Origin of the sequence: Paracoccus alkanivorans, from assembly GCF_003697785.1 — a bacterium.
Taxonomy (GTDB): domain Bacteria; phylum Pseudomonadota; class Alphaproteobacteria; order Rhodobacterales; family Rhodobacteraceae; genus Paracoccus; species Paracoccus alkanivorans.
In genome coordinates this window covers 61,867-82,297 of the sequence record NZ_QOKZ01000004.1, presented here as the reverse complement: position 1 = coordinate 82,297, position 20,431 = coordinate 61,867, and the positions used below count along the sequence as shown (strand labels likewise).

Sequence of the window (20,431 nt, the reverse complement as noted above, 5' to 3'; positions counted from 1 at the left end):
GGCCTCGCATCTGGTTTGGCGATCAACTAACCGGCTGCGGGCCGAAGGTCCAGCGTCACGCGGGCTTTCCAAGGCGCGCCATGTAAAATCCATCCATTCCGCCCAGATCCGGCCAGTAATCGGGGCGCAGGCGCAACCCGCCTTCGGGGGTGATCCATGCCGGGTCGATGCCGGGCAGTGCGGGGGGGTGGGCGACAAGGCCGGGATGGCGGGTCAAGGCGGCGCGAATCTGCGCCTCCCCCTCTTCGGGCAGCAGCGAGCAGACGGCATAGACCAGCCTGCCGCCGGGAGGGAGCTGGGCCAGCACGTGATCGAGCAGGCGCGATTGCAGCGCCACCAGATCGGGAAGGCCGCTGCCGTCGCGCAAAAAGGGCAGGTCGGGATGACGGCGGATCGTGCCGGTGGCCGAGCAGGGGGCATCCAGCAGGATCGCGTCGAGGGCTGTATCAGCCTGCCATTCCAGGGCATCGGCCGTGACAAGATCGGCGCTCAGGCGGCAGCGCTTGAGATTTTCGGCGACGCGTCTCATGCGTGCGGCGCTGATATCCACCGCTGTCACCTGTGCACCGCTTGCCGCGAGTTGCAGCGTCTTGCCCCCGGGGGCCGCACAGATATCCGCGATCCTCTCGCCCGGTTGCGGATCGAGCAGGCGCACCGGCAGGGCCGCAGCCGCGTCCTGCACCCACCATGCCCCCTCGGAGTAACCCGGCAGGGCCGAGACCTGCACATGGCCAAAGATGCGCAGCGAACCGGTCGGCAGCTCTGTCGCGCCTTCGATAAGAGGCGCATCAGCCTTTGGCGTCAGGTCGAGCGGCGCGCCCGCCTGATGGGCCGCTTCGATGGCCAGCGCCACATTTTCCCCATAGGTCTCGGCAACCGGCAGGCGCAGCCAATCGGGCATGCGCTGTGGCGGCAGATCGGCCCAGCCCTCGTGGCGCGAAACCTTCCGCAACACCGCGTTCACCATGCCGGCTGCGGCCTGCCCGCGCCTGCCCAGCCCCCGGGTCAGGGTGACGGCCGCATCCACGACTCCATGTGCCGCACCGCCCAGTTCCAGCATCTCGACCGTGGCGAGGCGCAGGACATCGGCGATCTGCGGGGCAGGTTTGCGGCTGACATGGATGGCGATCACCATATCGGCGCGCTCCCGGTGGCGCAGCACCTCGGCGGCAAGACGACCGGCCCGGGCTTGCTCCGCCGGGGGTATCGATTTCAGCGATGCTCCCTGATCGGACAGGCTGAGCCCCTCGCGCATACCCGCAAGCAGCCGCAACGCGCCTTTTCGTGCCAAATCGCCAGCCGACTTTGCCAAATCACTTCCTTTCGCCTAAGTCTTGTCGCAAGACTGACATGACCCATACGCCCAATCAGGGAATGTTTCCATGAGCGATCGACCCGATTTGCCGCCCGCCGCCCAACGCGCCCTTGCCGAGGCCGAGGAACGCCGCAAGGCCGCAGTGAAACAGGCGGCTTCACCCAAGGAATATGGCGGCCGAGATGGCCCGGAACCCGTGCGCTTCGGCGATTACGAAAAGAACGGCCTCGCGGTGGATTTCTGAGATGGATTGGCTGAAGGCGACGGCGGTCCAGCAAGGCCGGGCGATCATTGCCGGGCTGCTCGACCCGCTGGATCAGACCGAGGCCTACCTGACCGCCATCAAGGCGCATCCCGACGGCAAGCGCATTTATGCGCGGCTGACCGAGGCCCGCGCCCGCTCTGAGGCCATTGCCGCCCATGACCGCGCCAAGGCGGAACTGCGCCGGGGTGTGCTGGACGGGGTGGCGATCAGTTGGAAAGACAATATCGACAGTGGCGGCTCGGTAACCGAGGCGGGTTCGCGTCTGCTGGAAGGGCGGGTGCCGCGGCGCGATGCCGAAACCCTGGCGCAAGCGACGCGCGAAGGGCTCGTCTGTCTGGGCAAGACGCATATGACCGAGCTTGCCTTTTCCGGATTGGGGCTGAACCCGATGACGGCCACGCCTCCCAACTCATGGGATCCGTCCAGGGCGCCCGGGGGATCGTCCTCGGGTGCGGCGGTGTCGGTGGCACTGGGGCTGGCCGCAGCGGCGATCGGCTCGGATACCGGCGGATCGATCCGGGTTCCGGCGGCGTGGAATGACATCGTCGGTTTCAAACCGACGCATGGGGCGGTGCCGTCGCAGGGCGTGGTGCCGCTATGCCGCCGCTTTGATGTGGCCGGGCCGCTGGCCCGCTCGGTCGAGGATTGCGCCGAGATCATGGCGGTGCTGACCGGCAGGCAAGCCGTCGACCTGAAGGACGTATCGGCGGCAGGGTTGCGGCTGATGATATTGGATGGCCTGCCCTTCGAGGATGCCGAAGATGGTCCGGTTTCGGCCTTTGACGACGCGGTTGACCGGCTGGCTCGTGCCGGGGCGTCCATTGTCCATGCCAGCCTCGGGGTTGTCGGGCGCGCTATGGAGCTGTCTCCGCTTCTTTTCGCGCCCGAGGCCTATGGTATATGGCGCGCGCAGATCGAGGATGCGCCGGAGTTGATGCACAAGCCGATCCTCGAACGTTTCCGCGGCGGTGCCGAGGTCAGTGCGGCGGATTACGTTGGCGGATGGGAAAAGCTGACGCGGCTGCGCCGTGAATGGGCCGCGAAAACCGCCGGGTATGATGCTATCCTGTTGCCAAGCTCGGCGATCCTGCCGCCGGATGCGGCCCGGTTGGGCGAGGACGAGAAATATTTTGCCCGCGCCAACCTGCTGACCCTGCGCAATACCCGGATCGGCAACCTGCTGGGCCTGCCTGCGGTTTCCCTGCCTACCGGTCATCGCGGATGCGGGATCATGGCCATGGGGCATGCCGGCGGTGACCGGCATCTTTTGCGCGTCGCAGCCGGGATGGAGATTGCCCTGGGTTCAAGTTAGTCCAGATGATCGCTTCGTGGGCATCGAACCGGGGTCATGTCCTCCGATATGCGGCCTGCCCACTTTCTTCTCACCCCCGGATGATGCGGGGATTTTCGCCCATGTCGAGCCCCGGGAACACCGAGGTTTCCAGCGCATCGCGGCTGGTTCCGAACAGATCGCGCATCGCCCAGGCCGCATAAGCGCGGATGTCGGCGACAGGCATCAGGTCACGTCCGGCATAAAGGTCGCTTTCGCCCAGCCCCGGCCATTTGCCCAATACGGTCCCGCCGCGCACTGCACCACCGGCAACCAGCATCGAGCCGCCGGTGCCATGATCCGTCCCACCGGAGCCATTTTCCCTTGCCGTACGCCCGAATTCGGTCATCGCGAGCACGGTGGTTTTCGGCCAGTTCCCGCCCAGATCCTTGCGCAGCGTCAGGATCGCATCCGCCAGGCGGAGTAATGCGCGCTCCAACACCGCGCCTTGCCGCGCGTGGCTGTCCCAGCCCGGCAGGGAAAAGGTCGCGATCCGCGTTTCCTCATTTAACCGGCTCGCGGCAAAATGGGCCAGGGCACGTGCATCGCGCGTGGGGCCGCCTTCCTTGTCCTCGCGGTTACCCTCCACCCCCTGGCCCGCGATTTCCATCGCCTCGCTGCCGGCTTCGCGGAACAACGGATCGTCATGATAGACATGCTGCAACAGCATCTGCGCCTGTGAACTGATCCGCAGGTCGATTTCGGGTGCCCAGCTTTTTGCCGGGGCATCTCCCGCGAGAATGCGCATATCCTCGGTGCCGACCGAATAAGCGGTTTCGGATTGCGCTCCGGGCATGTTGTGAAGCAAGCGGTTCAGCCAGCCATCGCGCTGGCGGTCCAGATCGAGATCCGTTCCGGTTCCTGCCTCGAGCATGTCCTGCCCGTCGAAATGGCTGCGCTTGTCGCGATAAGGAGTCGAGACCGAGGGCACGAAGCCGAGCTCTCCCGCCTTCCAGAGCGGCAGCAGCGAGGAAAGAGCGGGATGCAGCGCGAAGAAGCCATCGAGATCATGCGCCCCCTTGTCGGGGCCAAGTGAAATTGTCTGGCGCAGCTTGCGCAACTGGGGATCGCCATATGGCTGGAACACATCCAGCCCGTCCATCGCGCCACGCAGGATGATGACGACGAGCCGATTCTCGCTTGGCGCCGAGGCGAACGCAATGCTGGATAAGAGAGGGTGCGCCGCCGCCGAACAGCCGATCAATGCGCTGGATTTGAGAAACAGTCGTCGATTCAGCATTGCTTTATCTCCGGTTGAAATCGGCAGATGCCAGCACGATCGCTATGCCTTCCTGGGTGGATTCTGCCTTTGGAACCGCCCATTGCAGCGCCTCGGAAGCCGTATCGCCAAGCGCGGCTTGGAGGAGCTGCCGTGGATCGGGCAGGTCCGGGCGAAGTTTGGGTGGTATGCGCATCGCCCAATCTATCCTTGCGGCCAGCCCTTGCGGCGTGGCCCAGTTCTCGGCCGCCTCGGGCCAGCCGTTCGGGCCATCGGGTTGACCCCATTTCTGGCCCATCGAGGTCATCGGCTGTATCAGCCAGCGATAGGCCTGCCCCGGTTTGAGAGCCATGACCTGCTCGCCCGTAATCCCCAGGCCACGCAATGAAGTTACGATGAAGTCGAATGGCTGCCGCACTTTGCTGCGGAAATGCGTTTCCAGTTCCGGGGCCTCAACCAAGGCCGCATTAACGGCGGAAAGATCGCCATCGCTATCCGTATAGACCGCCGCGAGGCGGTCCACCATCGGTTGCGGGGGCTCATCGGAGATGAAATGCGTGACCAGTTTGCGGGCAAGATGCTGCGCTGTCGCCGGATGACGTGCCAGATCCCCGATCACGGCCCGGATATCACGCAATTTGGCTGGACCGTCTCCGCCATAGCTTTGTCCCAGCACCGTCTCGGCGCCCGGCTCCGCACGGTTGGGTTGAAACCGCTTGTCGCGCCGGGGGGTGTATACCAATCCGGTCAGCAGCTTGGCGAGTTGGCGCACATCCTCTTGCGTGTAGTCCGCCCCGACGCCCAGGCTATGCAACTCTATCATTTCCCGCGCGAGGTTTTCATTCAAACCTAGAGTGCGCTCATCCTTTTTCCGCCGTGCCAGCCGCGAGTTCGGCCCGACCGAGCGATCCTGATTGAGATAGACCAGCATTCCCGGATGGGTCTCGGCGGCGAACAGCATATCCGCGAATTTCCCGCTTATATGCGGACGGATCGCCTCGTTCACATAGGCGGCCGCCATCAAGCGCCGATCGGTGTTGTTGCCGGCAATCGTGAAGTGGTCGGCCCAGAATTGAACCAGCCTTTCGCCAAATCCGAAGGGATCATCGACGGCGCGCGCAATCCGCCGGAGCGCTTCCTTCTGGGCGCGCTGATTTGCCCGGCGACGTTCTTTTTTGACGGCTTCGCTTGCGCCTTTGTCGTCCTTGCCGCCCTTTTTCTGGTTGCGCTTCAGTTTCGCCAGGCGCGAGCGCATCTTGCGAATCTGATTCAGGCTGATGGTTTCGCCGTCGGGTCCGGCAGCCTGGACCGAGGCCAGGATTTCATCCGGTCCGGACGGTGGCGGCATCTGTGATGACAAGCCATGTCCCAATCGAATCGCAGCTAGCTCCGGATACGCGACCATTTTTTCCCTATCGCAACGTTTCCTGTCCCGTAAACGATCACCAGGCTATGTGGTGCACCCTATATCAACCCGCGCTTCGCTGTCAGTTCACGCTTTCGGTAGCATGCCTCGTATCAGCCGGATTCGAAACTGTTGATATAGGCAATGATCCCTTTCCTCGGCTCTTCTATATCAGCACGCATGGCCGCGCGTGCCGCCGGACCGTCACGGGTCTCGCAGGCCGCGATGATTTCGTAATGGTGGCTGACCAAATCCTTGCGCGCGCAATCGTAATATCCGGCGATGAGCGGCCCCATCCGCAGCCACAACCGGTGCAGGATCGACAGCAGAACCGGCATGTCCGCCATATTGGCCAGCTCGAAGTGAAAACGTTGATTATACTCGACAGCGCGGATCCACCGATCCGCCGCCATGGCCTCCTCGGTTTGCGCGACAATCCGCCTCAGGCGCGAGATATCGCCGGGCTTCGCCTGCCGGGCGGCCTGTTGGGCGGCCATGCCTTCCAGTTCTATCCGGATACGGGCGATTTCCAGGTATTGGGCGACCTCCAGCACCGGCACCCGGACATCGCGGGGCGAGCGTTGTTCCAGCACCTGATCCTGCAGCATGCGCTGGATGGCGTCGCGCACCGGGGTGGAGCTTGTTCCCAGCATCTCTGCCAGTCCCCGGATCGTCACCTTTTGATCCGGGCGAAGCATGCCCCGGACAAGCGCCTGCGCCAACCGATCATAGATGGCCGCGCCCAGGGGATCCTTGCTGATTTCCTTCAAAACCTGGCACCTCGCGACAATTGGAAGACAGTTTATTTTGACGCATCATGCATCAAAAACATTGAACCGGCAATAATTGGGCGCAATAGTCAGCCCGTCGGATCCTTGCGGAATCGTTTTCACTTCCCGCATCCACAATGTCAGGAGGACAGATCATGATGGCCAGCGGCATGAACTCTCAGGAAGCGCGTGACATTGCCTATCACCTGCATAGCTACACCAACGCGGCCCGGCATCTTGAGGTCGGCCCCCTCGTGATCGAACGCGGCGAGGGGCCCTACGTGTTCGACAATGGCGGCAATCGCTATTTCGAGGCAATGGCGGGGCTATGGAGCGTTGGCCTTGGCTTTAATGAGCAACGGCTGGTGGATGCGGCAACGCGGCAGATGAAGGCGCTGCCATTTTATCATTCCTTCTCGCATAAATCGCATGGTCCGGTCATCGATCTGGCGGAAAAATTGATCTCGATTGCCCCGGTGCCGATGAGCAAGATCTATTTCACCAATTCGGGCTCTGAAGCGAACGATACGGTCGTCAAGCTGCTCTGGTATCGTTCGAACGCGCTTGGCCAGCCGCAGCGCAAGAAGATCATTTCCCGCCTGCGCGGCTATCATGGCGTCACGGTTGCCTCTGCCAGCCTGACCGGATTGCCGAACAATCACCGGTCCTTCGATCTGCCGATCGCGAATGTCCTGCACACCATGGCACCGCATTTCGGTAGCGAGGGCAAGGAGGGAGAGAGCGAGGAGGAATTCGCCACCCGCTGCGCCGAGGAGCTGGAGGCGCTGATCCAGCGCGAAGGCCCCGATACCATCGCCGCCTTCATCGCCGAGCCGGTGATGGGCGCGGGGGGCGTGATCGTTCCACCCCGCACCTACTGGGAGAAGATCCAGGCCGTGCTGAAGCGGCATGACATTCTTCTGGTCGCCGACGAGGTGATCTGCGCTTTCGGGCGCACAGGAAAGATGTTTGCCTGCGAAACCTACGGGATCGAGCCGGACATTCTGGTGATGTCCAAGCAGATCACCTCGTCCTATTTCCCGCTCTCCGCCTTCATGATTAACGAGCGGGTCTTCGAGCCGATCGCACAGGAAAGTGACAGGATCGGTGTGCTGGGGCATGGTTTTACCGCCTCGGGCCATCCGGTGGGCGCAGCGGTGGCGCTGGAGAATATCGCCATTATCGAGGAGCGGGATCTGGTCCGGAACGCGGCGGAAACCGGTGCCTATATGCAGGACCGCCTGAACGCTCTTGCCGGTCATCCGCTGGTTGTCGAGGCGCGCGGGATCGGCCTGATCGGGGCGCTTGAACTGAAACCGGGTGAAATCCCGGGGCAGCGAGGAGCCTTGATGAACCGGATCATGCAGGACAAGGGCGTGATTTCGCGCAACATGACCGACGCAATGGCCTTCTGCCCACCCCTGATCGTTTCGCGCGCGCAGATCGACGAGATGATGGGTGTGGTGACGGAGTCGCTCGACATCCTGCAGCAGCAGATGCCGGCGTGATCCCATCCTGTGACCGATAAGGAAAAGAACATGAACGGAGCCGAAAGCGTCGTCCGCAGCCTGCATGCCGGTGGGGTCGAGATCTGTTTCGCCAATCCCGGCACCTCCGAGATGCAATTCGTCGATGCGCTGGACCGCACGAGGCTGATGCGCTGCGTGCTGGGCCTGTTCGAAGGTGTCGTGACCGGCGCGGCCGACGGATATGCGCGCATGGCCGGGAAACCCGCGGTGACGCTTTTGCATCTTGCGCCCGGCCTCGCCAATGCCGGGGCCAATATGCATAACGCGCGCAAGGGCAGGGTGCCGATGGTGAATATCGTCGGCGATCACGCCTTGCGTCATCAGCAATATGATGCGCCGCTTTCCGGCGATGTCGAGGGCGCGGCGGCCCCGTTCAGCGATTGGGTGCGCTCGGCCCGTTCGGCGGAAGGTTTTGCCGCCGATGCGATGGCGGCCCTGGCGGCGGCATGCAGCAAACCGGGACGAGTCGCCACGCTGGTCGCCCCGGCGGATATCGGTTGGGATGAAGGCGGGGTCATGGCGGATGTGATCGCGCCAGAGGGTCCCGCCCCGCTCGATGAAACCGCCCTGTCTCAGGCCGTCAGGGCATTGGAGGGCGGTGAAAACACTGTCATCCTGGCGGGAAATTCGGTCCTCGAGGACATCACCGCGCTGGCATTGCTGCAGGGGATATCGGAACGCAGCGGCGCGCGTGTTCTCGCCCCCGTTTCGAGCCGCCGGACCGAACGTGGCCGGGGCCGGTTCGAGGTGCCGAAGATTCCCTATCCGATCAACGAGGCGCTGGAATGCCTGCGCCCCTTCACGCGGGCGATCCTGATCGAGACGCCGCCGCCAGTCGCCTTCTTCGCCTATCCGGGCAAGCCCAGCCTCGTCCTGCCTGAGAATTGCGAGATCATCCGGCTGACCGGGCTGGATGGCGACGGCCCGGCGGCCATCGCCGCGCTGGCCGACCGGATCGGCGCCAGGCCGGGCAGGCCGGTCGACAATCCGCTGCCTCCCGCGCCGCAATCCGGTGCGATCACCCGCGAGACGCTGGCCGCCGCCATCGCCAATGCGCTGCCTGAGAATGCGATTGTCACGGATGAGATGGTCACCGCGGGTGCCCATGTCTATCCGGCCGCGGCGGGGGCGGCGCCGACAAGCTGGCTGGCACTGACGGGCGGTTCGATCGGCATCGGGCTGCCCTTGGCTACGGGGGCTGCACTCGGCGCGCCCGGCCGTCCGGTGATCGCCTGTCAGGCCGACGGATCGGCGATGTACACGATTCAGGCGCTCTGGACTCAGGCCCGTGAAGGCCTCGATGTCACCAATGTGATATTTGCCAATCGCAGCTATGAGATCCTCAAGGGGGAATTGCGCAATGTCGGCGCGAATCCGGGGCCCGCTGCGCTGAACATGCTTGATCTCGACCGTCCCGAGCTGGATTTCGTGGCGCTCGCTCGCGGGATGGGCGTGCCGGGGCGGCGGGTCGAGGATGCCCGCGAATTGCAGCAAGCCATCGAGGATGCCACGCGCGAACCCGGCCCGTTCCTGATTGAAGCCGTGATGTAACGGTGCAACCGAAAGGAGTATCCGATGCCGCTCGATCCAGCCCTCAGGGACCGCATCCTGGAATCCGTCGTGGAGGGATTCGATGATCAGATCGTCTTCACTCAGCAGCTTGTCGCGATGCCGTCACTGCGCGGGCACGAGCATCCGATCCAGGATTTCGTGTTCAACCAGTTGAAATCGCGCGGTTACGCGATGGATCGTTTCGCAATGGACAGGGAGGCCATCACCGCGCATCCTAGCGGTTCGCATTGGTCCGATCAGCATTCGGACGCGCCCATCATCGTCGGCATCCATCGGCCCCGGAACGAAACCGGCCGCTCGCTGATCCTGCAATCGCATCTCGACGTGGTGCCCGAAGGCTTGCACGACATGTGGCGCGACCCGCCCTTTTCGGGCCGGATCGATGGGGACTGGATGTATGGCCGGGGTGCCGCAGACATGAAGGCGGGTGCGGCGGCGAATATATTCGCGCTGGATGCGCTGCGCAGGATCGGGTTGCAGCCGGCGGCAACGGTCTATGTCCAATCGGTCGTGGAAGAGGAATCCACTGGCAACGGCGCGCTGCAGACATGGCTTCAGGGATATACCGCTGATGCTGTCCTGATCCCTGAACCCGAGGACGAAAAGCTGGTTCGTGCCAATACCGGGGTGCTGTGGTTCCAGGTCAGGCTGCGTGGCATGCCCGTGCATGTGCGGGAAATGGGCGAGGGGGCCAATGCCATCGACACGGCCTATCGTGTCATCGGGGCGCTGCGCGAGATCGAAACGGACTGGAATGCCGAAAGGGACAGGCATCCGCATTTCGAGCGGGAGGATCACCCGATCAACCTTAATATCGGCAAGATCGAGGGGGGTGACTGGGCGTCTTCGGTTCCGTCATGGTGCAATATCGACTGCCGTGTCTCGATCTATCCGGGACGCAGCGCCGCGGATGCAGCCCGCGAGATTACCGAACGGATCGCGGCTTTCGCCCAATCAGACAGATTTCTGGCCAACAATCCGCCGGAGGTCGTCTTCAACGGCTTCCACGCCGAGGGCTACGTGCTGGAACCCGGCTCTGCAGCCGAGGCGGCTCTGGCCGGTGCGCATGAGAGCGCATTTGGCAAGCCATTGGAAACATTCATGACTGCCGGTTATCTCGATACACGGGTCTATGCGCTGTACAACCGAATCCCGGCGCTTTGCTATGGTCCGGTTTCGCGCAATATCCATGGTGTCGATGAATGCGTCAGCCTGTCTTCCCTGCGCAGAATCACGCAAGCCATGGCATTGTTCATCGCTGATTGGTGCGGAACCGAGGCGGTCGGGTTCTGACAGCGTGCCGAGGGGTCATCCCGTGATAGGCGGTCAGCCGACCCGGTCGATATTGCGGTGAAGAACGATATGTGTCGTCAGTTCGGCCACCTCTTCGCGTGAGGCGACCAGACTCCGCAACGTGCTGAGCCGCGCGATATTCGGGGCGATCACTTCGACGATCAGGTCGATGCGCCCGCCAAGCGAACAGACCCGCCGCACCTCGGGGAAACGTGCCAGCAAGTCGACAACCTCCGGGGCGGGTGTGGTTTTCAGCGAGATCGTCAGATATGCGGATATATGCTGCTGATCGACTTCGGCTATGTCGGCGCGATATCCCTTTATGACACCCGCCCTCTCCAGCGCGTTCACACGGTCGGCCGTGGCACTGCGCGACAGGGAAATTCGCGCGGCCAGCGCCTTCATCGGAATCCGTGCCTCTTTCGAAAGGATGGCAAGGATCTCGCGATCCTTGTCGTCGAGGTTTTTCATGAGTGGGCTCCATCACCAACCGTGAATATGCCGGGGGAAACACCGCAAACAGCCGGCGATTCCGTCAGATTGTTGGATGCCGGATTTACGAGGCCGTGCCAAGGTTTGTTGGTCGAAGCGTGGGAAATGATCTTGAAGGTGGTTTTTCAACCTTGCGTCGGGAAGCCGGAAAATCGCTTTGGTTACGGGTGTTGCGCAGCCGCTGAAGGTTTGCTCTCGCGAGGGATGAAAGACGAAGGACGATGAATCCAGCGATCCATGCCGATCTGGCAGTGCATGACGATAAGGTCTGGACGGGATATGGCAATCAGCCGGCGCGGATCATCATGCCTGACAGACTGGATCTGGATGGAGAGATGGTCGGACCGTTGGCCGGAAATGCCCGGAATCGGCCTGTCCGTGAAGGCGCGCTGCGGCATGACGATTTGGGACGGGCATGTTGTCCATGATCCGTTCGACGGATGGTATGGGTCTGCTTTCACCTATGGACAAGAAAAACCGGGGCTGGAGGAGGCCCCTTCAACGGGAGAGAAACATGTTGACCAGACTTGGCCTTATGGCCGCCCTAGCGATCGGAACGGCGACCGCCGCAATCGCCCAGGGCGAGACTCCGCAGGATGGCGGCAGGCTGATATTCACGGCCGGTTACGGTTCGTCTATCACCTCGCTGGATATTACGGCGACGCCGCATACGCAGGACGAGATCTTCTCGAAGGCCATCAATGCCTCGCTGTATTCTTGGGATCCGGTGAAGGCCGAGCCGGTGCTGGAACTGGCGGAGTCGGTCGAGAAATCCGAAGACGGGAGAACCTATACCTACAAGCTGCGTGATGCGACCTTTCACGATGGCTCCAAGCTGACCGCGGATGACGTGATCTACAGCTACAATCGCCTTGCCGACCCCGAGAAGGCCCTGCCGGGTGCCCAGCAGATACTGGCGATCGAGGGGGTGGAAGAGGTGCAGAACGGCACTGCCGACACCATCTCGGGGCTGAAGAAGATCGACGACATGACCTTTTCGATCACGATGACGGATCTTGCCGATCCGGGCTGGTCGCTGATGTCGAATTTCGCGCCGATCTACAGCAAGGACTATCCCGAGGACAAGCTGGCCAGCCAGCCCAACGGTCTTGGGCCGTTCAAGCTGGTCAACTATGTGCCCGGTTCGAAAGCCGAATACGAGAAGTTCGAGGATTATTACGAGGAGGGTAAACCGCACCTGGACAAGCTTGAAATCGTGATGATGGGCGAGGCCGCCGCGCGTGACGTCGCCTTCCGCAATGGCGAGATCGACGTCAACATCCTTGGTCCGGTGCAATACGAAGCCTACGGACAGGAGGCCGGGCTGCAGGACCATCTTCTGGAGGTGGCCGAGGTCTATACCCGCAATATCGGTTTCAACTCCAAGGTGGAGGCATTCCAGGACAAACGTGTCCGCCAGGCCATCAACCATGCCATCAATTCCGAAGTCATCATTTCCAAACTTTTGAAGGACAAGGCTTATCCGGCCGTTTCCTGGCTGCCGACCTCGTCGCCCGCCTTCGACAAGGAGGCGCAGCCCTATGCTTATGATCCGGAAAAGGCAAAGGAGTTGCTGAACGAAGCCGGCTACGGCGACGGGCTGAGCTTTTCGGTGACGGCGACGCCGAATGAAAGCTGGGGTGTGCCGATCGTCGAGGCGATCATACCGATGTTGGCGAAAGTGGGCATTACGGCAACCGTCGATCCGGTCGAACCGCCGGTGCTGTCCGACAAGATCTTTGCGGATAATTTCGATGCCTTCATCTGGTCAAATGTCTCGGGACCGAATGCGCTCGAGGCGATGAAGTGCTTTTACTCCAAGACGCCGCAGACTGCCTGCAACTACGTCAAATTCTCGAATCCCGAATTCGACAAGCTGTATGAGGCCGCTGGGCAGGAGGCCGATCCGAACAAGCGGAACGAGTTGCTGAAACAGGCCAACAACCTGCTCCTGGAAGAGGCGCCGGTCTGGTTTTTCAACTATAACAAGGCGGTCATGGCTTATCAGCCCTGGGTTCATGGCCTGCAGCCCAATGCCCAGGAACTGGCGATCCAGGATTATGCCGACCTGTGGATCGACGATAGCGCCCCGGAATCGCGGAAATGATATGTTGGCAGGCAGGGACAGTCCCTGCCTGCCCGAATTCGCCTAACCGAAAGGACGAACCCGCCTATGTCGCGTTTCATCCTGCGCCGGGTGCTTCAGATGATTCCCACGATACTTGCCGTGGTGCTGATCATCTTCGTGATCTTCAGCGTTGTTCCCGGCAGTTTCGTTTCCAGCCTGCTGGCAGAGGGGCGCAACGTTACCAATGCGCAAGTGGTTTCGCATCTGAACGAGCAGTTCGGCCTGGACCAGCCGCTGCCGGTGAGGCTGTGGGATTACCTGTCGGGGCTTGTGCAGGGTGATCTGGGAACCTCGTACCGGACCCGCGAGCCGGTCTGGCAGACCATCGCGCCGCGGCTATGGCCCTCGATCAAGCTGGCGCTGGCGGCGATGGTGCTGGCGGCGGGGGTTGGTATTCCGCTTGGCTTTCTTGCCGCGCTGAAACCGGGAAGCGTTTTCGACAGTGCAACGATGGTTGTGGCGGTCTCGGGCCTGTCCTTGCCGGAATTCTGGTTTGGGCTGCTGCTGATGTACGCCTTCGCCCTGCAATTGGGCTGGCTTCCCAGTTTCGGCTACCAGCCGGGCAGCATCAGTCATGTCATCCTGCCTGCGATCGCGCTTGGCGTGTCGCCGATGGCATTGCTTGCGCGCACGACACGGTCCGGCGTGCTGGACGTGATGAATGCCGATTTCGTGCGAACCGGCCGCGCCAAGGGCGTATCCGAGCCGCGCTTGGTCAGGGCCCATGTCGCGCGCAACGTGCTTGTGCTTGTCCTGACCACGATGGGGCTGCAGATCGGCGCGCTGATGGGGCAGGCGATCGTGATCGAAAAACTGTTCTCCTGGCCCGGGATCGGATCGCTTCTGGTCGACAGCGTCGCGACCCGGGACATTCCGGTTGTGCAGGGCACGGTCCTGGTGATCGTGCTGTGGTTCCTGATCATCAACATGCTGGTCGATATCGCCTATGCGGTGATCGATCCGCGCATCAAGGTGGGCTGAGACCATGCAACTGCGTTTCAACCTGACCTTGGGGGCGGCGCTGGTCATTGCCGTGCTTCTGGGGGCGTTGACCGCCGGATGGATCGCCCCGTTCGATCCGGTGATGGATGCCGACCTGATGAGCTCGGAACTGCCGCCCGGTGGAGAGTATCTCCTGGGCACCGACGGGCAGGGACGCGATATCTGGTCGCGGATCCTCTATGGCGCGCGGGTATCGCTGGCGGTCGGGGTCATCTCGCAGATCATCAATTCCTGCATTGGCACGGCGCTTGGCATATCCGCTGGTTATTTCGGCGGCTGGTGGGATGATCTCGTGAACGGGTTGACCAATGTCATGCTGGCGATTCCGTCACTGGTCTTTGCCCTGGCGATCATGGCGGTCCTTGGGCCGGGACTGGCCAGCCTGTTGATCGCGCTCGGGCTGACGAACTGGTCCTGGACCTGCCGGATCGCGCGTAGCTCGACCCTTTCGCTGAAAAGCCAGGGCTTCGTTCAGGCGGCGAAAACGGCAGGCTTCAGCGACCTGAACATCATGCGCACGCAAATTCTGCCCAACATCCTCGGCCCGGTTCTGGTGATCGGTACGCTTGGCATCGGCACCGCCATACTGGCCGAGGCCGCCCTGTCCTTCCTTGGCATCGGCATCAAGCCTCCACAGCCAAGCTGGGGCAATATGCTGAGCGACGCGCGAGAACTGATCCGAGCCGCGCCATGGGCCGCGATTTTCCCCGGGCTGGCGATCTTCGTGACGGTGTTGGGTTTCAACCTGTTGGGGGACGGGCTTCGCGACAGGCTGGATCCCCATATGCGCACGAGGAAGGCATGAACGATATTCTTCCTGATCCCGTCCTTTCGGTCCGTGACCTGCAGATCGGCATCGGCAACAAGCTGAAGATCGTGCACGGCGTGTCCTTCGACATCCTGCCGGGCGAAACCTATGGGCTGGTCGGCGAATCCGGCAGCGGCAAAAGCGTAACCGGGCTGTCGATCATGGGGCTGCTGAAACGCCCGTTGAACGTCACCGGCGGCGCGCTGCATTTCCTTGGGCACGATCTGCGGAGAATCCGGCCCCGCGACCACCGCCGTTTGCGCGGTGACCGTATGGCGATGGTGTTCCAGGAGCCGATGACGGCGCTGAATCCGCTTGCCCCGATCGGCCGGCAAATCGCCGAGATGTTCGTGATCCATCGCGGCATGGACTGGTCCGAGGCCAAGGCAAAAGCGGTCGAGGCGTTGGAAAGCGTTCGCGTTCCATCACCGGAAGAGCGCGCGCGCGCCTATCCGCACCAGCTTTCAGGCGGGATGCGGCAGCGGGTGATGGTTGCGATGGCCTTGGCCTGCCGTCCCGATCTGCTGATCGCGGACGAGCCGACGACGGCCCTTGATGTCACCGTGCAGGCGGGCGTTCTGGAACTGATCGCAGATCTCTGTACCGCCGAGGGCACCGCCGTCCTGCTGATCAGCCATGACCTTGGGGTGATCGCCAATATGTGCCAGCGCGTGGGTGTCATGGATCGCGGCAGGTTGGTCGAGGAACAGGACACGAAAGCACTGTTCGAAAACCCGATGCATCCCTATACCCGCGGGCTACTTGCGGCGCGGCCACGTCTTGGCTCGCGTGTTCCCGGTGAGCGCGGGCGCCTGATAGAGCTGGAACAGATGGTCGCCGACGAGGATCGCGGGCATGACGTGCCGACACTGGTCACGCCGCGTGGTCCCAGGAAGGAGGTGACGGCATGACTGTAGCGCCGCTGCTAGAAATCCGTGATCTCTCGGTGCATTTCAACCTGCCACGCCTTACCCCCTTCGGGATGCGGCGGATTCTGCATGCCGTCGATGGCGTCGACCTGTCGGTGAAGGAGGGGGAGTGCCTTGGCATCGTGGGCGAGTCCGGCTGCGGCAAGTCCACGACCGCACTGACGGTGATGGGTCTGCAGGAGCCCAGCTCGGGGCAGATCCTTTATCGTGGTCAGCCCCTGTCCGGCCCTGGTGCTCCGGGTCGCAAGGAGCGGGCGCGGATCGCGCAGATGGTTTTTCAGGACCCCTATGCCTCGCTCAATCCCCGCCAGACGATTGGCAGCACGTTGTTGTCCCAGCTTGCCCTGCACGGTATCGCCCGCGGCAGCGAGGCAAGCGATCGCGTTGCCGATATGCTGGTCCGGGTCGGGCTTTCACCGGATCATGCGAAACGCTATCCGCACGAGTTTTCGGGCGGGCAACGCCAGCGCATCGGCATCGCCCGCGCCTTGATGCTGGATCCAGAGATCCTGGTGCTGGACGAGCCGGTCTCGGCGCTGGACGTCTCCATCCAGGCGCAGATCATCAATCTGCTGATGGATCTGCAAGAGACGCTGAACCTGTCCTATATCATGATCTCGCACGATCTCAGCGTGGTCGAACATGTCAGCGACCGGGTCGCGGTGATGTATTTCGGTCGAGTGGTAGAGCTGGGCCATTGGCATGCGATTTTCAGCCGTCCTACCCACCCCTATACCCGCCACCTGATCGGTTCGGTGCCGAATGCCGAGGCGGTTCTGGGCAGATCGCGTGGGGTTCCCGATCCGGTGGCGATTCCGGAGGGGCGCAGATTCGCGCCCGATATCTCGGTCCGGCCGGAAGCGGGTGCCTCCCGCGAGGCCAGCAGCCTTGTCGAAATAGGTCCGGACCACTTTGTCCGGCTGGCGGATTCCATCTCGTCGCCCAAGGCGAAGAGGTGATATTCAGGCGTGCTGTCCCCCGTTCACGTCAATCGACGCCCCGTTGACATAAGAGGCTTGATCGGAACACAGAAACAACACGACCTGCGCCACTTCATCCGGGCTTCCAAGCCTTCGCAGCGGGATGATACTACTGAGTTCGCTGGTGCCGGGGGACAGGATTTCCGTCTCTATCTCGCCCGGCGTCACCATGTTCACACGAATTCCCCGCGGCCCGAGTTCCGCGGCTGCTTCGCGCGTCAGAGCCGCCAGCGCGGCCTTGGAACAGGCATAGGCGACCCCGGCGAAGGGGTGAACCCTCGAACCGACGATCGAGCCGACATTCACGACCGCGCCCCGGCCCTTTTCAAGTTCGGGTAAAAGATCCCGCATCAGGGCGGCAGGCCCCATGAGATTTACCGCCAGAACCTGCTGCCAGAGCTCGTCGCTGCTTTGGGCGAGTCCCAATCTTTCGCCATGCTCTCCCTTCGGCGAGATACCGGCATTGTTCACAATGGCGTGCAACCCGCCATGACCAAGACTTGCCCGGACTCGCGAGACAAGATCGGCCCGCGCGGAAGGATCGGACAAATCTCCCTGGAAATGATCCGTGGCACCGGCGTGCCAGGGGCATCGTGAGTCAAAAGCGGTTCGGGAGACTGTCAGCACTCTCCAGCCAACTGCCTGGAACGCCTTGACGGTGGCATGTCCGATCCCGCGGCTCGCGCCGGTCAGAAGTAATGTCTTTTGTGTCATGTGACCTCTCGCCAAGCATCGTGATGCGAAAATGGTGAAAGGTAAATACGGTATGGCGGATCATCGAAGCGTATCACTAAAGAAACACTGATATCCGGTGGCAGGCTGTGCGGTTCGAACTAGCCGCTGCCACTACGTATCTTCGCTGTCCGCCGCCTGCGCGCGCGTGATTGATGTGCGACCCCTGCGCGCAGCAGCTTGCGGAAGCTCGGGCATTCCATATGCGAAGGTGCCGGGCAATCTGCCACGTGACGCATCATGGTGGCCAATACAACCATCTCGCGCGCCTTGTGCTCCAGCGCATCGGCGCGGTGATGCAGCTCCTCGCGGGGGATATCGGGCCTGTCGTCCCGCCCGAACATGGCCGCGATCTCGCTTAACGAGAAACCTGCCGACCGTGCCATGTCGATCAGCGCCAGCCGTTGGATCACGTCCGGCTCATATTGCCGGCGCAGGCCATGCCTGCCCGCTGATGCGATCAGGCGCAGTTCCTCATAATACCGGAGAGTCGAGGCGGGAACGCCGCTTGCATTCACGACCTCGGCAATGTCCAGCAATTTCATTCTTGACCTAAAGCTGACTTGAATTCGTATGGTGCCCGTTCGCAACTGAACATGCAAGCGGACAGTCCTATGGAAACCAATATAAATTACACAGAATCATCGGTCTGGCGCGACCCCCGCGCGATTGCGCTGATGATTGCCGCATCCCTGACTGTGATGGCCGCCGCCACGATAAGCCCCGCATTGCCGGGGCTTGAAAGACAGTTTCCCGACAACGCCACCAATGCATTCCTGATCCGCATATTGGTTCCGGCCCCTTCGCTTGCCGTTGTGCTGATGGCGCCGTGGTGCGGGATCATTGCCGATCGGTCGGGCCGCCGTCGGATGCTGTTGGCGGGGTTGATCCTGTTCATCATCGCCGGCAGCGCCGGGCTGGTATTGCCGACGCTGCCATCCATCCTGTTCAGCCGGTTGTGCCTGGGCGTGGCGCTCGCGATGATCATGACGGCGCAATCCGCCCTGCTTGGCGATTACTTCTCGGGCAAGGCCCTGCACGCGGTTTCCAGTGGTCAGGTATCGGCGCGGAATCTGGGCGGACTGGTATTCATCCTGCTTGCCGGTCTTCTGGCGACCGTTGGACCACGGCTTTCCTTTGCCGTCTATGCGTTGCCCATGCTGATCCTGCCCTTTTTCTGGCGCGTGATCGCCGAGCCCCCGCGCAAGGCAGGTGCGGCGGAAACCCGTGTCGCACCTGTCTCCGGCAGTTCACAGCGACTGGTGATCCTGCTTTGCTGCGGTCAGATGGCCGTGACGATGCTGTTTTTCGTCATGCCGACACAGCTTCCGTTCTTCCTGTCGGCTCAAGGCTACGAATCCCCGGCAATGACCGGGGCGGCATTGGGTATGCTCATGCTGGCTGGCGGTGTGGCCGCTCTTGGTTATCCCCGGATTCGCGCGGCCATCGGCGATGGCGGCAATTGGGCCTGTGGCTTTGGCCTGATGGCGGCGGGATTTGCCTTGTTCGCCACGAACACTGCTGAAGTGGCGATCTTTTTCGGCTGTGCGGCAATCGGTGCAGGCTATTCACTGGCTATACCGGGTTTCGTCGCGCTTTCACTCGCGGCAACTCCACCCGAGCGGCGTGGCAAGACGGGCGCATTTCTGACCGGCTCGGTATTTCTCGGCCAGTTCCTGTCTCCGTTCCTCAGCAGTCCCGCCATTGCGTATTGGGGATGGCACAGCAGCAGTATCGGGCTTGCCGTGATCCTCGGCATCGCAGGGCTGATTTCGGTGTTGTGTGCCCGCAGCTCGCCTTACCCGCGATGAAATCGCCATCGGGGGCCCTAACTCATCCACCGGAATAAGGGCGGAAACGCAAAAGATCAGTGCTTGAGGACCCGGGACAAGAAGCTCTGGGTTGAAGGGTGCTGCGGGGCGTCGAAGATCTGCTCGGGAGGACCTTCCTCGGCGATCCTGCCCTTGTCGATGAAGATCACCCGGTCGGCGACTTCGCGGGCAAAGCCCATCTCGTGGGTCACGATCATCATGGTCATGCCTTCATTGGCCAGTTCGCGCATGGCATCCAGCACCTCGCCGATCATCTCGGGATCCAGCGCGGATGTCGGCTCGTCGAACAGCATCAGACGCGGTTCCATCGCCAGCGCCCTGGCCAGTGCCACCCTTTGCTGCTGACCGCCGGAAAGCTGGCTGGGGTATTTGTTGGCCTGATCGCTGATTCCCACCCGCGCCAGTAATCGCCGGGCCGTGTCCGTGGCCTGATCCTGGCTCCAGCCGCGAACCCGCATCGGCGCTAGGGTCACGTTGTCGAGGACGCTCAGGTGGGGGAAGAGGTTGAACTGCTGAAAGACCATCCCGACCTCGGTGCGGATCTTCTGCAATGCCCGCGTGGCCTTGCCATTGGGCAGCAGGGTATTGCCATCGACCTCCAACTCGCCCTGCTGGAACTCTTCCAGCCCGTTGACGCAGCGGATCAGTGTCGATTTGCCCGAGCCGCTGGCACCGATGATCACCACCACCTCGCCGGGAACCACCGTCAGGTCGATATCCTTGAGCACGTGCAACTCGCCGTAATGCTTGTTGAGCTTGCTCAGGCTCACGATGGGCGTGGCGTCCGGGGCCGGCTTTTCATGCGTCATGTCGTGTCCTTCTGTCGTCGG

Annotated in this window: 20 protein-coding genes; 12 read left to right on the top strand and 8 right to left on the bottom strand. The window is 62.3% G+C overall.

The genetic code is table 11. The annotated features are described in order from the left end of the window. Nucleotides 1-55: 55 nt before the first annotated feature. Nucleotides 56-1,255, bottom strand: coding sequence for an RsmB/NOP family class I SAM-dependent RNA methyltransferase (locus C9E81_RS11560; RefSeq protein ID WP_122112837.1), 1,200 nt, complete (start codon nt 1,253-1,255; stop codon nt 56-58). A 127-nt stretch (nt 1,256-1,382) separates the two neighbouring features. Here C9E81_RS11560 and C9E81_RS11555 point away from each other — a divergent pair, with 127 nt between their 5' ends. Together C9E81_RS11555 and C9E81_RS11550 are read left to right on the top strand one after the other, a co-directional pair. Further along, nucleotides 1,383-1,559: a DUF1674 domain-containing protein gene (locus C9E81_RS11555; protein ID WP_122112514.1), complete on the top strand. Its 177-nt coding sequence runs from the start codon at nt 1,383-1,385 to the stop codon at nt 1,557-1,559. Between the two features lies 1 nt (nt 1,560). Continuing rightward, nucleotides 1,561-2,892 carry an amidase gene (locus tag C9E81_RS11550; protein ID WP_122112513.1) on the top strand — a complete coding sequence of 444 codons (1,332 nt, stop codon included), beginning with the start codon at nt 1,561-1,563 and terminating at the stop codon, nt 2,890-2,892. 70 nt (nt 2,893-2,962) lie between these two features. Here the strand turns inward: C9E81_RS11550 and C9E81_RS11545 are convergent, their stop codons facing one another. The 3 genes from C9E81_RS11545 to C9E81_RS11535 all read right to left on the bottom strand — a co-directional run bounded on the left by C9E81_RS11545 (nt 2,963) and on the right by C9E81_RS11535 (nt 6,304). Then, complete coding sequence (locus C9E81_RS11545; protein WP_122112512.1) at nt 2,963-4,150, bottom strand: DUF1501 domain-containing protein; 1,188 nt, start codon at nt 4,148-4,150, stop codon at nt 2,963-2,965. A 4-nt stretch (nt 4,151-4,154) separates the two neighbouring features. Continuing rightward, nucleotides 4,155-5,384, bottom strand: a complete 1,230-nt coding sequence (locus C9E81_RS11540; protein WP_243698646.1) for a DUF1800 domain-containing protein — start codon at nt 5,382-5,384, stop codon at nt 4,155-4,157. A 263-nt stretch (nt 5,385-5,647) separates the two neighbouring features. After that, nucleotides 5,648-6,304, bottom strand: coding sequence for a GntR family transcriptional regulator (locus C9E81_RS11535; protein ID WP_243698625.1), 657 nt, complete (start codon nt 6,302-6,304; stop codon nt 5,648-5,650). Between the two features lie 155 nt (nt 6,305-6,459). Here C9E81_RS11535 and C9E81_RS11530 point away from each other — a divergent pair, with 155 nt between their 5' ends. The 3 genes from C9E81_RS11530 to C9E81_RS11520 are packed head-to-tail and all read left to right on the top strand — an operon-like array spanning nt 6,460 to nt 10,698. Then, a complete protein-coding gene (locus C9E81_RS11530; RefSeq protein ID WP_208021160.1) occupies nt 6,460-7,812 on the top strand; it encodes an aspartate aminotransferase family protein in 1,353 nt (450 codons plus the stop codon). 30 nt (nt 7,813-7,842) lie between these two features. After that, entirely contained in the window at nt 7,843-9,384 is a 1,542-nt protein-coding gene (locus C9E81_RS11525) for an acetolactate synthase large subunit (RefSeq protein WP_122112510.1), read from the top strand. Nucleotides 9,385-9,408: 24 nt separating this feature from the next. Beyond that, a complete protein-coding gene (locus C9E81_RS11520) occupies nt 9,409-10,698 on the top strand; it encodes an ArgE/DapE family deacylase (RefSeq protein WP_122112509.1) in 1,290 nt (429 codons plus the stop codon). A gap of 33 nt (nt 10,699-10,731) precedes the next feature. Here C9E81_RS11520 and C9E81_RS11515 read toward each other — a convergent pair whose 3' ends face one another. Beyond that, nucleotides 10,732-11,169, bottom strand: a complete 438-nt coding sequence (locus C9E81_RS11515) for an Lrp/AsnC family transcriptional regulator (RefSeq protein WP_122112508.1) — start codon at nt 11,167-11,169, stop codon at nt 10,732-10,734. Between the two features lie 242 nt (nt 11,170-11,411). Here C9E81_RS11515 and C9E81_RS11510 point away from each other — a divergent pair, with 242 nt between their 5' ends. The 6 genes from C9E81_RS11510 to C9E81_RS11485 all read left to right on the top strand — a co-directional run bounded on the left by C9E81_RS11510 (nt 11,412) and on the right by C9E81_RS11485 (nt 17,016). Next, nucleotides 11,412-11,618 carry a hypothetical protein gene (locus C9E81_RS11510; RefSeq protein WP_122112507.1) on the top strand — a complete coding sequence of 69 codons (207 nt, stop codon included), beginning with the start codon at nt 11,412-11,414 and terminating at the stop codon, nt 11,616-11,618. A gap of 86 nt (nt 11,619-11,704) precedes the next feature. After that, nucleotides 11,705-13,297, top strand: a complete 1,593-nt coding sequence (locus tag C9E81_RS11505; protein WP_122112506.1) for an ABC transporter substrate-binding protein — start codon at nt 11,705-11,707, stop codon at nt 13,295-13,297. Nucleotides 13,298-13,363: 66 nt separating this feature from the next. Beyond that, complete coding sequence (locus C9E81_RS11500) at nt 13,364-14,299, top strand: ABC transporter permease (RefSeq protein WP_122112505.1); 936 nt, start codon at nt 13,364-13,366, stop codon at nt 14,297-14,299. Nucleotides 14,300-14,303: 4 nt separating this feature from the next. Beyond that, complete coding sequence (locus tag C9E81_RS11495) at nt 14,304-15,125, top strand: ABC transporter permease (protein ID WP_122112504.1); 822 nt, start codon at nt 14,304-14,306, stop codon at nt 15,123-15,125. Further along, nucleotides 15,122-16,039 carry an ABC transporter ATP-binding protein gene (locus tag C9E81_RS11490; RefSeq protein WP_122112503.1) on the top strand — a complete coding sequence of 306 codons (918 nt, stop codon included), beginning with the start codon at nt 15,122-15,124 and terminating at the stop codon, nt 16,037-16,039. Before C9E81_RS11495 ends, C9E81_RS11490 begins: the two co-directional genes overlap by 4 nt. Then, nucleotides 16,036-17,016 (top strand): ABC transporter ATP-binding protein, encoded by a 981-nt coding sequence (locus C9E81_RS11485; RefSeq protein ID WP_122112502.1) that lies wholly within the window; start codon nt 16,036-16,038, stop codon nt 17,014-17,016. Before C9E81_RS11490 ends, C9E81_RS11485 begins: the two co-directional genes overlap by 4 nt. Nucleotides 17,017-17,019: 3 nt before the next feature. On the opposite strand, the gene C9E81_RS11480 is transcribed toward C9E81_RS11485, so the two are convergent. Beyond that, complete coding sequence (locus C9E81_RS11480) at nt 17,020-17,751, bottom strand: SDR family NAD(P)-dependent oxidoreductase (RefSeq protein WP_122112501.1); 732 nt, start codon at nt 17,749-17,751, stop codon at nt 17,020-17,022. A gap of 119 nt (nt 17,752-17,870) precedes the next feature. Then, nucleotides 17,871-18,314, bottom strand: a complete 444-nt coding sequence (locus C9E81_RS11475; RefSeq protein WP_122112500.1) for a helix-turn-helix domain-containing protein — start codon at nt 18,312-18,314, stop codon at nt 17,871-17,873. A gap of 69 nt (nt 18,315-18,383) precedes the next feature. On the opposite strand from C9E81_RS11475, the gene C9E81_RS11470 reads away from it, so the two are divergent. Further along, a complete protein-coding gene (locus C9E81_RS11470) occupies nt 18,384-19,580 on the top strand; it encodes an MFS transporter (RefSeq protein ID WP_122112499.1) in 1,197 nt (398 codons plus the stop codon). 56 nt (nt 19,581-19,636) lie between these two features. Here C9E81_RS11470 and C9E81_RS11465 read toward each other — a convergent pair whose 3' ends face one another. Next, the gene (locus C9E81_RS11465; RefSeq protein WP_122112498.1) at nt 19,637-20,410 is read right to left on the bottom strand and encodes an amino acid ABC transporter ATP-binding protein; all 774 of its coding nucleotides are present in this window, start codon (nt 20,408-20,410) and stop codon (nt 19,637-19,639) included. Nucleotides 20,411-20,431: the final 21 nt, after the last annotated feature.

Excerpts from the sequence above, each read along its gene's own strand:
- C9E81_RS11515 (WP_122112508.1), bottom strand. The coding sequence starts at position 11,169 with ATGAAAAACCTCGACGACAAGGATCGCGAGATCCTTGCCATCCTTTCG.
- C9E81_RS11540 (WP_243698646.1), bottom strand. The coding sequence starts at position 5,384 with ATGCGCTCGCGCCTGGCGAAACTGAAGCGCAACCAGAAAAAGGGCGGC.
- C9E81_RS11555 (WP_122112514.1), top strand. The coding sequence starts at position 1,383 with ATGAGCGATCGACCCGATTTGCCGCCCGCCGCCCAACGCGCCCTTGCC.
- C9E81_RS11500 (WP_122112505.1), top strand. The coding sequence starts at position 13,364 with ATGTCGCGTTTCATCCTGCGCCGGGTGCTTCAGATGATTCCCACGATA.
- C9E81_RS11490 (WP_122112503.1), top strand. The coding sequence starts at position 15,122 with ATGAACGATATTCTTCCTGATCCCGTCCTTTCGGTCCGTGACCTGCAG.
- C9E81_RS11525 (WP_122112510.1), top strand. The coding sequence starts at position 7,843 with ATGAACGGAGCCGAAAGCGTCGTCCGCAGCCTGCATGCCGGTGGGGTC.
- C9E81_RS11465 (WP_122112498.1), bottom strand. The coding sequence starts at position 20,410 with ATGACGCATGAAAAGCCGGCCCCGGACGCCACGCCCATCGTGAGCCTG.
- C9E81_RS11495 (WP_122112504.1), top strand. The coding sequence starts at position 14,304 with ATGCAACTGCGTTTCAACCTGACCTTGGGGGCGGCGCTGGTCATTGCC.
- C9E81_RS11480 (WP_122112501.1), bottom strand. The coding sequence starts at position 17,751 with ATGACACAAAAGACATTACTTCTGACCGGCGCGAGCCGCGGGATCGGA.
- C9E81_RS11550 (WP_122112513.1), top strand. The coding sequence starts at position 1,561 with ATGGATTGGCTGAAGGCGACGGCGGTCCAGCAAGGCCGGGCGATCATT.
- C9E81_RS11510 (WP_122112507.1), top strand. The coding sequence starts at position 11,412 with ATGAATCCAGCGATCCATGCCGATCTGGCAGTGCATGACGATAAGGTC.
- C9E81_RS11470 (WP_122112499.1), top strand. The coding sequence starts at position 18,384 with ATGGAAACCAATATAAATTACACAGAATCATCGGTCTGGCGCGACCCC.
- C9E81_RS11475 (WP_122112500.1), bottom strand. The coding sequence starts at position 18,314 with ATGAAATTGCTGGACATTGCCGAGGTCGTGAATGCAAGCGGCGTTCCC.
- C9E81_RS11560 (WP_122112837.1), bottom strand. The coding sequence starts at position 1,255 with ATGCGCGAGGGGCTCAGCCTGTCCGATCAGGGAGCATCGCTGAAATCG.
- C9E81_RS11545 (WP_122112512.1), bottom strand. The coding sequence starts at position 4,150 with ATGCTGAATCGACGACTGTTTCTCAAATCCAGCGCATTGATCGGCTGT.
- C9E81_RS11485 (WP_122112502.1), top strand. The coding sequence starts at position 16,036 with ATGACTGTAGCGCCGCTGCTAGAAATCCGTGATCTCTCGGTGCATTTC.
- C9E81_RS11520 (WP_122112509.1), top strand. The coding sequence starts at position 9,409 with ATGCCGCTCGATCCAGCCCTCAGGGACCGCATCCTGGAATCCGTCGTG.
- C9E81_RS11530 (WP_208021160.1), top strand. The coding sequence starts at position 6,460 with ATGATGGCCAGCGGCATGAACTCTCAGGAAGCGCGTGACATTGCCTAT.
- C9E81_RS11505 (WP_122112506.1), top strand. The coding sequence starts at position 11,705 with ATGTTGACCAGACTTGGCCTTATGGCCGCCCTAGCGATCGGAACGGCG.